Consider the following 16,522-nt stretch of genomic DNA (forward strand, 5'->3'; position numbering starts at 1 on the left):
ATTGCTCAAAAATTCGGCTTTCTCAAGTTACAAAAAAGGCGCAGATTCTAAATTGTGAACTTGCGCCATTCTTTACACTATTTAATTATTTTCTGCGGAACCCAAAGAGAGCAAGTAGTGTCAGAGCAATCCACCCCATACTACCGCCTTTACGTTCAACGGGTGGAAGTGCCGTGCTACGGATTTCAATATCGCTAGCCGCCGCGCCAGCAATCGGGATCAGTTTAATCGCGACAACGCTTTCACTTCCAGAAGTACAGTATGAGTTATGGGAGAAATCGTCATAGCCACCAGTACATTTAAATGCACTTGCTGCAATCACACCATCATCATTGATATCTGAGGCTTCAAAAATACGGAACTGGTTATTATGTTGTGAGTAAGCCCCACCATTGGTTAGATCATCTAACCACCAACCTTGGTTCTGGAACAACGCCATTCTTGCTGCGTTACTCCCTGTACCGTTGAAAGGATAGATAAAGCCACGATGACGACGTTGTTTGCCTCCATCCTCACGACCTTTTTCTGCATCGATTTGACCGACAATTTCATTGAAATTGTTGATCGCTTTCGCTTCACCGCCAGCACCGGTAAAGAAAATTCCACCTGATAGATAGTTAGCTACAGGCGTTCCACTATTAGCATCCGACACAAAAATACGGTTTGCTGCTGCGCCGCTTTCAGGTTTGTCGCCTTTGCGTTTTGTTTCACCGATCACGATTAAATGGTTATTAATATCTGTCGCTAATGAGTTGGAGTAAATCACATCTCCGTCCACTTTCAGTTCTGTGCCAGTAATAACCTTACTACTCCACATATCATGCTTAGGAGTTGTTACGTCGTAACTTGCATTAGGATAGAATACTGTTGCTTGCATTCTAAACACATTATCATCGCGATAGGTATTAAAACCAGCCATAACTGGCTTGTTAGCGTAACTGCCAGATGTAGGAACAGCAGCGCCTCTTACACTTGCTTGTGCAGAGTATCCGCTACGGTTTGCTTCAACATCACCGACCCACCCTGTTACACGGTAACCCGTCGAGATAGATGCTGTATCCCACATATAAGCTTGCGTTGCAAATGCAAAATTTTGACACTGACGAGTTAACTGTGGATCGAGACCATCACTCACACAAGTGTTAACATCGCCATTGTAGTCTTTGTTATCATCATCACCATTACCCGTTAAATAAGGGCTAACTGATGCACTACCAACCACGAAATTATGGGTACCATCATTGAATACATCATAAGCGAACGTCCGACCCATTTTTTCAACAATTTTATTATTTGTGTCTTTGACAATTGTGGTGTCTGTTGGTGGATTTAAAATATTGCCATTATAAAAACCACGTTGACGGTAGCCTAGAGCGTAATTACTCCCAGACTGTGTGTAACCGCTGCTCGTAATACCAAAAGCATAAGTACCGTCTAACCCAGTTAAAACGGTATTCTGAGTATTTGCAATAGAGCCAAAAGTCAAAACAACTTGCGATGAATTAACAAAGGCCGCTGCATTTTGTAGATAACTACCATTATCCCAAGCATCACGCTCACGCTTCAAACCGCCAGTTTCAACATTGTTGTACTCAAAACCGTGCCACTGCTTATCAGCCCATGCGTCACAAGTAGAATAACCGAGTTCGTTAGAGCAATAGTTTTTGAGATCATCAATATCCTGATAAACAAAACGATTATCCATTTTGAATGGCACTTCATCATGATAGGAAATGCCATCAGAACCATTGAGCGTATCGCCACCAAACGCAAAAGTATTACAGCTATTTCCGGCCGTAAAACATCCAAGAGGATTTGCTGAAAGGTTATCTTTTTGTATTGCCCTTCCATAATATTCATTAGCGACTAAGTTACCGGGTGTCACTTCGACAATTTGGTAAAGTGCAGCATGAGCTTGAGTGGCAGCCAAAATACTGGCTGCTATTACGGTGATTTTAAATGTTTTACTACTCATTAATAATCTCTAACTTTCCTGTTGCATTACTTCGAGCTCTTCCCAGCGCTCGAAAGCAATTTCAAGCTCCTGCTCTTTCGCAGTTAACTTATCTAAAACGGGCTGTGTTTTGTCTGCTGATTGCATGAAAAACTCAGGATCGTTCACTTGCTGTTGAAGCATTTCAATATCATTCTCAAGTTGCTCTAACATTGCGGGCAACTCATCCATTTCTCGCTGCAGTTTATAAGATAACTTTTTAGGTTTTGTCTTAATTGGCGCTGTTTTGAGAGTTTCCTCAACCACTTTTTCTTTATTGCTGACATTTTCAGCAACTCGTGACTGCAAAACCTGAGCTCTTTGTTGCTGAGCATCGTGATAGCCTCCAACAAATTCTTCAATTTTGCCATCGCCTTCAAAAATCCAACTCGTTGTTACAGTATTATCAACAAATTGACGATCGTGGCTGACAAGCAGCAATGTGCCTTGGTAGTTGGCAAGCAAATCTTCTAAAAGTTCCAAAGTTTCGATATCTAAATCGTTGGTTGGTTCATCTAAAATCAATAAATTATTCGGTTTGAGGAAAATACGAGCGAGCAACAGTCTGTTTTTCTCACCACCAGATAGCGCTTTTACTGGCGTTCTCGCACGTTTAGGGGCAAACAAGAAATCTTGTAAGTAACTTAATGCGTGCCGTGGGCGCCCAGCCACCATCACTTCTTGTTTTCCGTCAGCTAAGTTGTCAATTACCGACTTCTCAGGATCGAGGATCTCACGGTACTGATCAAAATAAGCAACTTCAAGTTTGGTACCGCAATGTAATTTGCCACTCTGAGGTTGTAAATCACCCAACAGCAGTTTCAGCAGCGTACTTTTACCGCATCCGTTAGGGCCAATAAGTGCAATGCGATCACCACGCATGATATTGAAACTGAAGTTCGAGACAATGTTTTTGCCATCAATGCTATAGCTAATATCCTTCGCTTCGAAGACAATTTTTCCTGAACGCGCAGCGTCATCGATTTGCAAGTTTGCTTTGCCCTGTACCTCACGGCGATCATTACGCTCTTCTCTTAGCTTCTTGAGTGCTCTTACGCGCCCTTCGTTACGAGTACGACGCGCTTTGATGCCTTGGCGAATCCAAACTTCTTCTTGGGCCAATTTCTTATCAAACTCGGCATTTTGCATCTCTTCTACGCGCAAGGCTTCTTCCTTGGCGACAAGGTACTGATCATAATCACCAGGAAACGAGCTGAGTTTACCGCGGTCAAGATCAACAATGCGTGTCGCCATTGAGTGGATGAACGTCCGGTCATGCGATACAAAGATGATCGAGCCTCTAAAATCTTTCAAAAAGCCTTCGAGCCATTCGATGGTGGTTACATCAAGGTGGTTAGTCGGTTCATCAAGCAGAAGGACATCAGGATCACACACTAGTGCTCTTGCAAGAGCCGCTTTACGCTGCCATCCACCGGATAAATCCGTTAGTTTGGTGTGGCCATCCAGTTTCAACGCCGCCAGAACATTTTGGATACGTTCTTCAAAACGCCATGCCCCTGTATGCTCTAGCTGCTCTTGAATACGAGATAACTTATTGATATTACTTTCACTTGGATCGATAACGATGAGATCTAAAAGATCTTGATAGATCTTTAGATACTCACCAACTTCCGCTAATCCACCAGCAACATAATCAAAAACGGTGCCAGCTTCATCTCTAGGCGGATCTTGTTCTAATCGAGAAACAACAACATCTTGTTCTATCTGCATTTTTCCGTCGTCCATGATGATTTCTCTCGCAAGAACTTTCATCATAGTCGACTTGCCTGCACCGTTTCGGCCGACGAGACAAACTCGTTCATTTTCTTGTAATGCGAAATCTGCATGATCGAGTAATGGGTGGTCACCAAATGCTAATTGACCGTTATGGATGGTAATTAATGCCATTATTTTCTAACCAATGAAGTAATGTTTGTTGGTCAAAGGGCCAGCTCAGTTCGGATTCTTGGTATTTAAGAACCGGAATGGTGACCCCGTAACGAGAGAAGAGCACATCATCAAATGCAATATCAACAAGTTGTACTTGTTCAGCAATGTTTGCCTGCTGAACAAGCTGAAATGCCATCTCACAGAGATGGCATCCTTCAGTACTGTAAAGCGTGAACAACTTCATTCCCTATTCACTGCGTGCATGGGAAATGGTCCAGCAGTTGTGGATCTGCTTATTGCGTTCAAAATCCAGTGGCAATGTTTGCGCTGAAATATTTTGAGCAACTAAACCAAGCTCAGCTAACGCTTCTAAATCCATTTTAAAATGTCGTTTATTGTTTGAAAACACAATCGTACCTTCTGGACGTAGGATACGTTTTAAATTTTCCATCAACTTAATATGATCGCGTTGTACATCAAATGTGTGTTCCATACGTTTGGAATTTGAGAATGTCGGCGGATCGATAAATATCAAATCAAATTGTTCTTTTGCAGTCTCTAGCCATTGCACACAGTCAGCTTGTTCAAAGCGATGCTGGTGTCCAACTTGATCGTTGAGCTTTAAGTTGTCTTTAGCCCATTCTAAATAGGTTTTAGACATATCAACCGTCATGGTTGATTTTGCTCCACCGCAAGCGGCATGAACGGTTGCAGAGCCAGTGTAAGCAAATAGATTGAGGAAGTCTTTACCCTTTGCCATTTGCCCTAAGCGACGACGCGTCAATTTATGATCAAGGAATAAACCCGTATCGAGATAATCATGTAAATTGACAATCAGTTTAACGCCATACTCGTTCACTTCCATTGTCTCAGAAATTTGCCCTAATTTTTGATATTGAGAGCGCCCTTTCTGTTTTTCACGAACTTTGAGTACCACTTTATTTGCTTCTGTTCCGGTGACTTGAATCGCGGCACGAATGATATCTGTTAAACGGCGTTTCGCCTTTTCTTCTGGAATATCCTTAGGTGCGGCGTATTCTTGGATCACTAGGTGGTCGAGATAAACATCGATCGCAACATTGTATTCAGGCAAATCAGCGTCATAAATACGATAGCAATCGAGTGATTCACGTTTCGCCCACTTACCAATTTTCGCAATATTTTTCTTTAAACGATTCGAAAAATCAGGAGCAATCACCGATTCTTGAGAAATAGACGCTCCCGGCTCTACCGTGCGCAATGAAATTGAGTAGTTCTTTTGGTGACAAGGTAACGCACCGTTATTTAACTTAAACTGCTTTTCAGCGCGCATACGCAAACAACTGAGTAATTCGTCAGAGCTTGAGAAAATCGACGCTTGGCAACCGCCAAATTCAGCCTTTAATTGCCCACCAAATGCCGTGTATAAAGCAATCAAACCAGGATGTGTACCTAAACGTTCACCATAGGGTGGATTACAGATAACTACACCATCCTCAAACCCTTCAGGACGTTTGATCAGTGCCGCATCACCTAGCTGGAAGGTAATCAGTTCTTCAACCCCTGCGCGGCGAGCGTTATCTTTCGCGGTTTGCAGCACTCGTGCATCGTTATCAAAACCAAAGAACTTACAGTCAACTTTCTTGACACCACGTCTTGCTTGAACATTGGCCTCTGATTTTATTTGCGCCCACAGTTCTGCATCAAAATCCTCTAAAGCTTCGAAACTCCACTTTGGACGCTTGAGACTGGGGGCCATACCAGCAGCTATCATGGCCGCCTCAATGAGCAAAGTACCAGAACCACACATTGGGTCGAGCAGTGGCTTCGCTTCACTCCATCCACTACGCAAAATAATAGCCGCTGCTAATGTTTCACGAAGTGGTGCTCGCCCCGCTTCGGTACGGTAACCGCGCTGATGTAAACCACCGCCCACCATATCAATCCCTAAAATGGCTTTATCTTTATGCAAGCGTACATGGACACGAAGATCTGCATGATCTTTATCGATCGAAGGGCGCGGTAAGTTCTTTTTGGTGAAACAGTCGACAACCGCATCCTTTACTTTCATCGCGCCGTACTGACTGTTGCGGATTTCGTTATTTGTGCCGTTGAAGTCGACAACAAACTTTTTCGAACTATGAAAATGATTAACCCAGTTCACTGAACTTGCTGACAAGTAAAGATCCATATCATTTTGGCAGGTAAATTCAGAGAGGACGCGAACAAATCTTGATGCTAGACGGCTCCACAAACAACAGCGATAAATCTGCTCTTTCGACGCTTTAAATTTTACCCCGGCCTGCACGGGTTTTGCGTCCGTAATCCCTAATTTGGTTAGTTCTTCAACTAATAGGTTCTCAAGACCGTTTGAGGTAACCGCTAGATATTGATTCATACTGCTCTTTTACTGATAAAAATGACCACGCATTATACCTGACAATCCCACGCTTGAGTAAAACAAAGTGTCTCTTTCACCTTCTCAACCATTCAATTGCTTAACTACTCGCCAATTTTACAAATAGACAAGCTTCGAGCATTGCAAAAACATCTCACTAGATATAGCAAGACCTACGGGATAAGTGAGTATTTATTCACTGCATAATTGGACTATACCAGATTGATTTTTGTAGTGTAAATTAATTACAAATGAGCTAAAAATGGGAATATGTCGGCCATTTCTAGCAATGTAGACACTGTTTATAACGTCACTTTTGAAGAAAAAAACATCAGAATCCTGAACAAATCTCACATTTAAGATCGAATTCAGACGGATAGGATTGAGTTGGGGAAAAGCTCTAGGCAAAAAAAATCGGCTATTAAGCCGATGGGAAATGAAACAAAGGAACGAAACGTTGTGCTATTAGGGAAAAGTTAACTCACAAGAGCAACGTGCTCTTCGAGCAAAATATGATTGGCGCAAGCCATACGGTCATGCATAACCTTAATGACCTGTCCGAATTCCAGCTGTTTGGAACCATTCAGTATGAACGCATCCAAATCGACTAAGGCGCAAAGACTAGCGCAGTCCCCTACCTCAAGTACGATGAAATAACCTTGGCTGTAGCCGTTGACCAACCGAACAATGTCACCTTCACTCGGTTCAAAACCGTAGCCTTGATGATCAAAAAACCAACTTTTAGGCTGGACAGGTTTATGAAAACGCTTAGCGGCAACACAATAGAGTGCTAATTCGGCTTGTCTTGGCTCACTTAAACCTAAATAGGCAATTTGCTCTTTGTAGGTTTGGAAAGCACTCGCATCATCGACTGAAAAATGATTCTCAGCAAAAGCACAATCGACGAGCAGATTACGGTAAAGATTGGTCTTAAAAACCATCTCATCACCAAGGTACAACATCAGGCAGCTTTCGCTATCTGAATAATACCAACTCCATTTGTCACTTGGTTTAAGCATCGTTCCACTCTCTAATTTTAATGAATTATCAAACTATTAGGTAAAACGCTTAATTACCTTTGCCAGCTAGTGAATGTAATTTTAAGAACAGAAATATAAAAAAAAAGAGGAAATGAATAACTCATTCCCTCTTACTTTGACCCAGTCACTTTTTATTTTTCTGAGTAAATACCTTTAAATCGCACTTATTTACAGGTTCTTGACAATATCTCTCACTAAACCTGGGCCGTGGTAAATGAATCCTGAATAGACTTGTACTAGTTTCGCGCCCGCCAACATTTTTTCTTTTGCAGCGATACAAGAATCAATACCACCCACTCCAATAATGGGCAGCTTATCACCCAACTCTTGGTACAAGCACTTAATCACTTCAGTACTTCTTGATTGAACAGGACGGCCACTTAACCCACCCGCTTCATTCGCGAATTTCATACCTTCCACCAGCGACCGATCCAATGTGGTATTAGTCGCGATAACGCCATCAATATTATGCTTGAGTAACGATTGGCAAATTTGTTTAAGTTCGTCATCAGAAAGATCGGGAGCGATCTTTAATGTTAACGGAACGTATTTATTATGCAGCTTAGCCAATTCAGATTGCTTCGCTTTCAGTACGGCAAGCAAATCATCCAATGCCTCACCATATTGTAACGTTCGTAACCCAGGAGTGTTGGGGGATGAAATGTTCACTGCTATGTAACCAGCATATGGGTAGACTTTCTCCATACAAATAAGATAGTCATCTGCCCCATTTTCAATCGGTGTATCTTTATTCTTTCCAATGTTGATACCGATAATGCCGTCATATTTAGCTTTCTTAACGTTCTCAACTAGGTTGTCGACACCTAAGTTGTTAAAGCCCATTCGATTGATAATACCTTCCGCTTGGATCAAACGGAATAAACGCGGTTTATCGTTACCAGATTGAGGACGTGGAGTCACGGTACCAACTTCGACAAAACCAAACCCCATTGCACCAAAAGCTTCTATGCATTCCCCATTTTTATCTAGGCCAGCGGCCAAACCTACAGGGTTTTTAAAAGTTAAACCCATGCATTCGACTGGGCGATTGGGTAAGTGTTGACGATAGAAGAGATCAAGAGGAGTGCCTGTGAAACGTTTAAAGTTTTCAATGGCGAGATCATGTGCCTTTTCGGCATCAAGTTGAAAAAAGCCAGTCCTGGCTAAGCGGTAGAGCATTGTGCCTCCGAAATAAAAAGCCCCGTATAAACGGGGCGTTATTATTTACTCATTTGCCGCACAATTCAAATTTAAAAGTACTAATTCTCTTAATGCTACTGAGAATTTTGCAAATTCATGTACTGCACCAACTTTAAATTCGTTGAGGATACTCTCCCAGCGCATTAAGGATACTTCATTACTAGCAATCCATTCATCCAGTGCTTTTATTACATCGAGTTCTTCTGGCGCACAAGTACAATTCAATACTTGCGCAGTAAGTTGACGCTGCTGCCAGTCTAAATCTTCACGGAATGCAGCGCGAGCTAGTGCTTGCCAGTTGTTATCCACCGCTTGACCGTTAATCTGTTTCAAGAACCAGTGCAGTGATAAACGATCACCCAAGTTAAAGTAAAGCTTAGCTGTCTGAGCAACGGTCTTACCTTTATCACGAGCCACTGTGGATATATCCAGTGCTGAGTACAGGCTTGATAAACGAGCAACGTAATTCGCCAGTTCGGAGTTAATGCCTTTATCAATCCAGACTTGAGCCATGGCATTATGCTCTGCAACCTCTTCAGCAACGAGCATATTGTCTAGTTCAGCGGAAACGGCATTGACGTCAGTTTGATAAAGCGCAATCAAATCTTTGACCGATTGTTTGCCTGAACGATTACGCAGCAACCAACGAGATAAGCGGCGTAAGGTTCGGCGTACTAAGAAAATCACATCGTACTGTGCATCGGCTTCTGCTTTATTGTCGAGTAAACGAACCTGCTCAAGAACACGGCCTAAACCATAGATTTCTCTTGCCGCAGTGTAAGCATTGGCAATATCGACAACATTCGCACCAGTCTCTTCTTGCAGACGGGTCACGAAATTACATCCCATTTCGTTCACCATCTGATTGGCCAGAGCCGTAGCAATGATCTCTGCACGAAGTGGATGCTGTTGCATGTGCTGAGAATAGTTACGACGTAACTCAGTAGGGAAATAGTTGATCAACTGCTGTGAATGGAATTCATCGTGTGAAATCTCTTCACAAGCCAATTCCTCTTTCAACACCATTTTGCCGTATGCCACTAATACCGATAGCTCCGGACGGGTTAATGCAAATCCCTGCTTCTCACGCTCAAGCAAAGTTTCATCATCTGGAATATATTCCAATGCTCGGTCAAGGTGCCCTGCTTTTTCCATGGCATGGATGAAACGAATTTGCTCTTTAACTAACGATACACCCTGTTGCTCAGTGACAGAAATAGCTTCAGATTGAGCGTAAGCATCTTCAATAACGATGCCTCCTACTTCGTCTTCCATCGACTCTAAGATCTGATTACGTTGTTTGACGGTAAGATCACCATTCGCCACCAAGCCATTCAAGAAGATCTTAATATTAACTTCATTATCCGAGCAATCGACGCCGCCAACGTTATCAACAAAGTCGGTATTAACACGACCACCAGTTAATGCATACTCAACACGTCCAAGTTGAGTCATACCTAAGTTACCGCCTTCACCGATCACTTTTGTACGAAGATCGCGTCCATCAATTCTTAGAGCATCGTTAGCACGGTCACCTACATCAGAATGGCTCTCTTTCGATGATTTAACATAGGTGCCGATGCCGCCGTTCCACAAAAGATCCACTTCCATTTTCAAGATCATTTTAATCAGCTCATTAGGCGCAACAGAAGCCTTCTTAGTGCCGATCATTTTTTGAATTTCAGGCGTTAAGGTGATCGATTTCGCTTTGCGAGAGAAGATACCACCACCTTTTGAGATCAACTTTGCGTTGTAATCTTCCCAGCTAGATCGTGGCGTGTTGAATAAGCGATTGCGCTCTTCCCAACTTTTTGCTGAATTTGGTGTTGGATCGATGAAAATATGCAAATGGTTAAACGCTGCTTGCAAACAGATGTGTTTAGACAGCAGCATACCATTACCGAACACATCTCCAGCCATATCGCCGATGCCAATCGCTGTAAAATCTGTGGTTTGGCAGTTAATGCCCATCTCACGGAAGTGGCGCTTGACTGACTCCCATCCCCCTTTTGCTGTAATCCCCATGGCTTTATGGTCGTAACCATTTGAACCACCAGAAGCAAAAGCGTCACCTAGCCAGAAATTGTATTCTGCTGACACTGAGTTAGCCAAATCGGAAAATGTTGCTGTCCCTTTATCCGCGGCTACAACTAAGTAAGGGTCATCTTCATCATGACGAACGACATTCTTAGGTGGAACGACTTCACCTTCAATAATATTGTCGGAAACATCGAGTAATGCACGAATAAAACGTTTATAGCAGCGTTGTCCCTCGGCAAAGATCTCATCACGCGTGGTAAACATGTGCTGTTTCTTACACACAAAACCACCTTTTGCTCCCACAGGAACAATAACGGTATTTTTTACCTGTTGCGCTTTCACTAACCCTAGAATCTCGGTACGGAAATCTTCTTGGCGATCAGACCAGCGTAATCCGCCACGTGCTACTTTACCACCACGTAAATGAACACCTTCAATATCAGGCGCATAAACGAAGATTTCGAAAGCCGGCACAGGAGCTGGAATTTCAGAAATCTCTTTCGGTTTCATTTTTAAAGAAAGCCAGGGTTTGATCTGATTGTTTTCATCCAGCTGGAAGTAGTTAGTACGGATCGTTGCACTGATCATCTCCATATAACGACGAATAATACGATCATCATCCAAGCTATCAACACGATCTAACTCTTCAGTAATAGCGTTAATAAGATCCGTTTGCCCTTTTTGAGCCCCTTTGTGTTTAGGATCAAACCGCTTTAAGAATAGTTCCACCAGCCCTTTTGCTACATCTGGATAATGGCTGAGTGTATCTTCAATATATTGTTGACTGAATGGGAAACCCACTTGGCGCATGTAACGCGCATAAGCACGAAGAATCGAGACTTCGCGCCCAGTTAATGAAGCACCGAGTACTAGTCGGTTGAAGCCATCACTCTCTAATTCACCAGCCCAAATAGCCGCAAATGCTTGTTGAAAACGATCTCTCGCTTCTCGAAGATCGACACTCTTATCGCTCTTATGCAGCATTGAGAAATCTAAGATCCAATACGTTTGTCCATTTAACTTGCGTACTTCATAAGGTGACTCTCCGATCACCCTCAGCCCTAAGTTTTCCAACATCGGCATCACATCAGAAAGATGGATTGGCTCGTCACGGTGATAGAGTTTTAAGCGCACCGCTTTTGAATCGGCCGCTTCTTCTTGTGGGCGATAGAACAACATGCCGAGTTTGTGCTCTTCATCTAAGGCTTCCAATCGCTGGATATCATCCACCGCTGAACCCGGCATCATGTCTTCTTTGTAAGAACGAGGGAATGCGCGCATGTATTCTTTCGATAATGGCAGTCCTTTACTCTCTCCAAAGTTTGCTACGATCGCATCTGATAAACGATCATCCCAAGTTGATGATGCTTCCATTAAATTCTGCTCTACCGTTTTTACATCGACATCCATATTGTTGTTATCAACACGTACGATGTAGTGTGTTCTTGCCAATGGGCTTTCTGAAAAATAAGTGGTGAACTCAACATCTTGCTCACAACCAAAGTACTGTTTGAAAATTCGTTGCGTTTGGCGGCGAAGCTCGGTGTTATAGCGCTCTTTGGTCACATAGACCATACAGCTGAAGAAACGACCAAACGGGTCTTTACGAACAAACAGACGCAGCAAATCCCTATCTTGCATTTGCACTACGCCCATCCCAACTTCTAACATCTCTTCTTCACGTGCTTGCAGTAACTCATCACGAGGATAGTTTTCTAGAATATTGTGCAGCGCTTTATAGGAATACGAGCCTGCACGATAACCGCTGGCTTTTAGGATACGTTCTACTTTTTCGCGGATCAGCGGAATAGTTTCGACACTTTGGTTATACACCGCCGAGGTATATAGACCAGTGAAACGATGTTCACCGATCACTTTACCTGCCTTGTCGAACTTTTTAACGCCGATATAATCGGTATAAGCTGGGCGGTGGATACGTGATTGGGTATTGCCTTTAGTGACAATCAATAAAAAAGGCTTTTTGGCTTCAAGGCGCGCAGAATCAGGAAAGTCAGATAATTTTACGCTGCGCACACGTTTTGAATCAGAAAATAAACCCAACCCTTTTTCTGCTGTTGGTCTCAGTTCAGTATCGCCTTCGACCGTCACGAGGTCGTATTCTTTGTATCCCATGAAAGTGAAATTATGATTTCCCATCCACTTTAAGAATTTGATGGTTTCTTCGTAACGATCACTTTCTACAGGAATGAATTCTTTTTGTGTCTCCAATTGCGCGATCACTTGCACCAGTTTTTCCGACATTGGTTGCCAGTCTTGCACCACTAAAGCTGTATCGCTCAGAATACTAAGCAACTCATTTTTCAACTGTGTCATCGCTTCTTTGCTACTAAGGCGGTCGACTTCAATATGAAAAAGAGATTGCAGAACACCCTCACCTTGGTTTACCGAAGTAATAACACCGTTATCGGTGCGCGAGATTTGCGTTGGACCATTGAGCATGAGGTGTGAAGATAAATCCAAACGGCTGAGCGCCATTTTAATGGAGTCCACAAGAAACGGACTATCAGGGATTACTATTTCAACAATCGTGTGCGTTGACTGCCAACCTTGGCGGCTTACTGTCGGGTTAAATACCCGCACTGAACGCTCCTCCGGGTTTTTCTCGTTAATATGGTGCCATAGGCTAACTATCGCACCATATAAGTCAGATTCATTACGTTCAGTCAGATCATCTTTCGAAATGTTACTAAATAGATGTTGAGCAAGTTGGGTCACGAGCGGTTGATGAGCAAGATCGAGTTTGTCTTGAATCAGTTTGTACACTTTTTCAAGCAGAACTGGCACTAAAGTTTCACGCGCAGTCATAGTAGACTCCAAGATTATTATTTTTGTAGGGTATGCGGTAAGCATAGCGCTTACCATTGGTAATGCTTGCTTTATTGTAAAAGCTTTATTGACAAATAGTTAACAGTTTTAGGGCAGGTCTGAGGTGAAATGTTTGAGAATGTGATTAAGATTCCTATTTAAATATCTAGAAAATCAGCGGCTCACAGAGTTTCTAACTTTACAAACTTGTTATTTTGGTCAGTTGTCAGCCGAAATCGACCTTTTACTCCAATTTGGCTAAGAAATGGACGAAATCGAGATGCGGGTAGCTGAAGGCGTAAACCTTGATCTGTGTAGACTTGTACAGAGCTTGCTACACCAGAATAGTGCGCTAAGTAAGTTTGATAAGAAATATTGAGAGTAAAATAGTATTGCTTCATAGCCGTTAACCAAAATAGAGCGAGGAGACGTATCTATCACCTCGCTCTTAGTAGAATTAAGATCCTTAAGATTCGAGCGCTTTTGTTACTTTTTCAAAGAGATCCCGAGCTAAATTATCCATTGACTTCAAAGTCTCCAACTCCGATTTCATCATTGCTTGACGAGTTTCATCGTAGAGCCTGAATTTAAGTAAAGGATCAATTAAACGCGACGCAACTTGGGGATTACTATCATTGAGTTCACGCAGTATCTGCCCTGCAAAACGGTATCCCTCACCCGATTTTGCATGGAAATTAACTGGGTTTGCACTGAGGAATGAACCAATTAAACTACGAGTACGATTTGGATTTTTTAAGCTAAATGCTTCATGTTTCATGGTTTGTTGAATGGTATCCAAAACACTTGGCGCGGGGTTAGTCCCTTGCAGTGCAAACCATTTATCCATCACCAATCCATCGTGTTTCCATTTATTGCTGTAATCATCCATCAGTGCTTGACGGCACATAAGCTGTGCACTATTCGCAGCGCTCATAGCGGCGATGGTGTCAGTCATGTTGTTGGCGCTGTGATACTGAGCCAGCACCAAATCATTGCCTTGGTCGGTATAAGCTAAATAAGCAAGGCAAGTATTGCGCAATGCTCGTTCACCAATTGCACTGTGTTTAATGCTGTATGCTGTCTGTTTTAAACTGTGGTAAACCGCATTGAGCTCATCTTGCAATGCGTTAGCAAGCTGTACTTTCATCGCTTTAAGTACGGTCGCTATGGCATCAACATCCACACGTTTATACCAACCTGAAACCTCATTATGGCTAGGCAATGAGAGCATTTCCGCAATAAAAGCAGGCTCTAGAGCCTCACTCAGTAACACACCACGGAATGCATCAACTACCGATTCAGGCAAATCCGCCGCCTTACCCGACTGCACTCCAAACACATTACTACGGATATATTTGGCTAACAACATTTGGCCTGCGTCCCAGCGAGCAAATTCGTTACAAGCATTGACCATCAAGAAGATCAGCTCATCATCACTGTAGTCATACTCCAGTTTCACTGGTGCTGAAAATTCGCGCAACAAGGAAGGGATCGGTTTCTCTGGCACATTTTCAAACACGAAGGTCTGCTTGGCCTGTGTTACGTTCAGTACATTAGAGATTGACTTTCCGTTACATTGTAACTTAATTACATCACCATGAGCGGTGTATAACTCAACATCAAAAGGAATATGCAGCGCTACTTTCTCCTTTTGCTCGTGCGTTGGTTCGGTTGTTTGCTCTACGGTTAAGGCATAGGTTTTCTGCTGTGCGTCATATTCAGTGCTCACTGAAACAATCGGTGTACCAGATTGGCTATACCATAAACGGAATTGGGTAAGATCGACGCCAGAAGCATCTTCCATCGCTGCCACAAAATCTTCGCAGGTAGCGGCAGTGCCATCATGACGCTCAAAATAGAGCTTCATCCCTTTTTGGAAATTCGTTTCACCCAATAACGTATGCATCATACGAATCACTTCACTGCCCTTTTCATAGACAGTTAATGTATAGAAGTTATTCATTTCTATCACTTTATCGGGACGAATTGGGTGTGACATTGGGCTGGCATCTTCCGCAAATTGTGGCCCGCGAATAATGCGCACATTATTAATGCGATTCACGGCTCTCGACCCTAAATCAGACGAAAATTCTTGGTCACGGAATACCGTTAGGCCTTCTTTTAAGCTTAATTGGAACCAATCACGACAAGTGACGCGGTTACCAGTCCAGTTATGGAAATATTCGTGGCCAATCACCGCTTCAATACCTAAATAATCAGTATCGGTAGCGGTTTTTTCATTGGCTAGCACAAACTTAGAGTTAAAAATGTTGAGCCCTTTATTCTCCATCGCACCCATGTTGAAAAAATCAACGGCAACGATCATGTAGATGTCGAGATCATACTCTAAGCCGAAGCGCTCTTCGTCCCACTTCATTGCGTTGATAAGTGATGTCATCGCATGAGAAGCGCGGTCGAGGTTACCTTTATCAACAAAAATCTCGAGGGCAACATCGCGACCGGACTTGGTTTTATATTGATCACGTAATACGTCAAAATCACCCGCAACGAGAGCAAATAAGTAAGCAGGTTTCGGATGTGGATCTTGCCACTTCACCCAATGACGCCCTTCTGTAAGATCGCCATGTTCGATACGGTTACCGTTACTTAATAAAAATGGGTAATCTTTTTTGTCAGCAATCACGGTCGTTGTGTATTTTGCAAGAACGTCTGGACGATCGAGGAAGTAAGTAATGCGACGGAAACCTTCCGCTTCACACTGCGTACAGAACGCACCACCCGATTTGTATAACCCTTCTAGTGCGGTATTCGCTTCAGGGTTAATCAGTGTCACGATCTCCAATTCAAACTCTTGAGGTAATGATGAGATCGAGAGCCCGGTTTCAAGCAGCTGAAAATCTTGCCATTCGGTGCCATTCACTTTGAGCGATTTCAGCTCAAGGTTTTCACCATCCAGCACCAATTGGTTACTCTCTTTTTGCTGCTTAACGTGAGAAACGGCAGTCACTGTGGTGTTGGTATCAAAGAGATCGAATGTTAATTCGAGATCCGTAATGGTATGTGATGGAGATTGATAATCTTTGCGATACTTGGCTTGGGGTGTATGAGCCATGTCGGAATCCTTGTTGACGGAGTGAAATGTGACGTTTTTGATAAACATTCAGTAAGATGGCTATAGATCTAAGGCTTGTTATC

General features: G+C 42.9%; 9 protein-coding genes. All 9 read right to left on the bottom strand.

Annotated features, from left to right (window positions below):
* Positions 1 to 85: 85 nt before the first annotated feature.
* Positions 86 to 1,975, bottom strand: a complete 1,890-nt coding sequence (locus tag AACV20_RS08785) for a DUF3466 family protein (RefSeq protein WP_170907144.1) — start codon at positions 1,973 to 1,975, stop codon at positions 86 to 88.
* Positions 1,976 to 1,984: 9 nt separating this feature from the next.
* Positions 1,985 to 3,901, bottom strand: coding sequence for an ABC transporter ATP-binding protein (locus AACV20_RS08790; protein WP_170907145.1), 1,917 nt, complete (start codon positions 3,899 to 3,901; stop codon positions 1,985 to 1,987).
* On the bottom strand, positions 3,879 to 4,127 hold the full coding sequence (locus AACV20_RS08795; RefSeq protein WP_170907146.1) for a glutaredoxin family protein: 249 nt from the start codon (positions 4,125 to 4,127) through the stop codon (positions 3,879 to 3,881). Before AACV20_RS08795 ends, AACV20_RS08790 begins: the two co-directional genes overlap by 23 nt.
* A 3-nt stretch (positions 4,128 to 4,130) precedes the next feature.
* Positions 4,131 to 6,260 (bottom strand): bifunctional 23S rRNA (guanine(2069)-N(7))-methyltransferase RlmK/23S rRNA (guanine(2445)-N(2))-methyltransferase RlmL, encoded by a 2,130-nt coding sequence (rlmKL, locus tag AACV20_RS08800; protein ID WP_094167904.1) that lies wholly within the window; start codon positions 6,258 to 6,260, stop codon positions 4,131 to 4,133.
* A 476-nt stretch (positions 6,261 to 6,736) separates the two neighbouring features.
* Positions 6,737 to 7,279, bottom strand: a complete 543-nt coding sequence (locus AACV20_RS08805) for a cell division protein ZapC (RefSeq protein WP_010320557.1) — start codon at positions 7,277 to 7,279, stop codon at positions 6,737 to 6,739.
* A 189-nt stretch (positions 7,280 to 7,468) separates the two neighbouring features.
* Complete coding sequence (pyrD, locus tag AACV20_RS08810) at positions 7,469 to 8,479, bottom strand: quinone-dependent dihydroorotate dehydrogenase (protein ID WP_013856910.1); 1,011 nt, start codon at positions 8,477 to 8,479, stop codon at positions 7,469 to 7,471.
* A 45-nt stretch (positions 8,480 to 8,524) separates the two neighbouring features.
* A complete protein-coding gene (locus AACV20_RS08815; RefSeq protein WP_064625169.1) occupies positions 8,525 to 13,366 on the bottom strand; it encodes an NAD-glutamate dehydrogenase in 4,842 nt (1,613 codons plus the stop codon).
* Between the two features lie 182 nt (positions 13,367 to 13,548).
* Entirely contained in the window at positions 13,549 to 13,767 is a 219-nt protein-coding gene (locus AACV20_RS08820) for a DUF2835 domain-containing protein (RefSeq protein ID WP_013856912.1), read from the bottom strand.
* 65 nt (positions 13,768 to 13,832) lie between these two features.
* Complete coding sequence (gene pepN, locus AACV20_RS08825) at positions 13,833 to 16,439, bottom strand: aminopeptidase N (protein WP_170907147.1); 2,607 nt, start codon at positions 16,437 to 16,439, stop codon at positions 13,833 to 13,835.
* Positions 16,440 to 16,522: the final 83 nt, after the last annotated feature.

Source organism: Vibrio sp. B4-6 (assembly GCF_963888245.1).
GTDB lineage: Bacteria > Pseudomonadota > Gammaproteobacteria > Enterobacterales > Vibrionaceae > Vibrio > Vibrio anguillarum.

Coding starts and splice junctions, on each gene's coding strand:
- pyrD (WP_013856910.1), bottom strand. CDS start 8,479: ATGCTCTACCGCTTAGCCAGGACTGGCTTTTTTCAACTTGATGCCGAA.
- AACV20_RS08785 (WP_170907144.1), bottom strand. CDS start 1,975: ATGAGTAGTAAAACATTTAAAATCACCGTAATAGCAGCCAGTATTTTG.
- AACV20_RS08820 (WP_013856912.1), bottom strand. CDS start 13,767: ATGAAGCAATACTATTTTACTCTCAATATTTCTTATCAAACTTACTTA.
- rlmKL (WP_094167904.1), bottom strand. CDS start 6,260: ATGAATCAATATCTAGCGGTTACCTCAAACGGTCTTGAGAACCTATTA.
- AACV20_RS08795 (WP_170907146.1), bottom strand. CDS start 4,127: ATGAAGTTGTTCACGCTTTACAGTACTGAAGGATGCCATCTCTGTGAG.
- AACV20_RS08805 (WP_010320557.1), bottom strand. CDS start 7,279: ATGCTTAAACCAAGTGACAAATGGAGTTGGTATTATTCAGATAGCGAA.
- pepN (WP_170907147.1), bottom strand. CDS start 16,439: ATGGCTCATACACCCCAAGCCAAGTATCGCAAAGATTATCAATCTCCA.
- AACV20_RS08815 (WP_064625169.1), bottom strand. CDS start 13,366: ATGACTGCGCGTGAAACTTTAGTGCCAGTTCTGCTTGAAAAAGTGTAC.
- AACV20_RS08790 (WP_170907145.1), bottom strand. CDS start 3,901: ATGGCATTAATTACCATCCATAACGGTCAATTAGCATTTGGTGACCAC.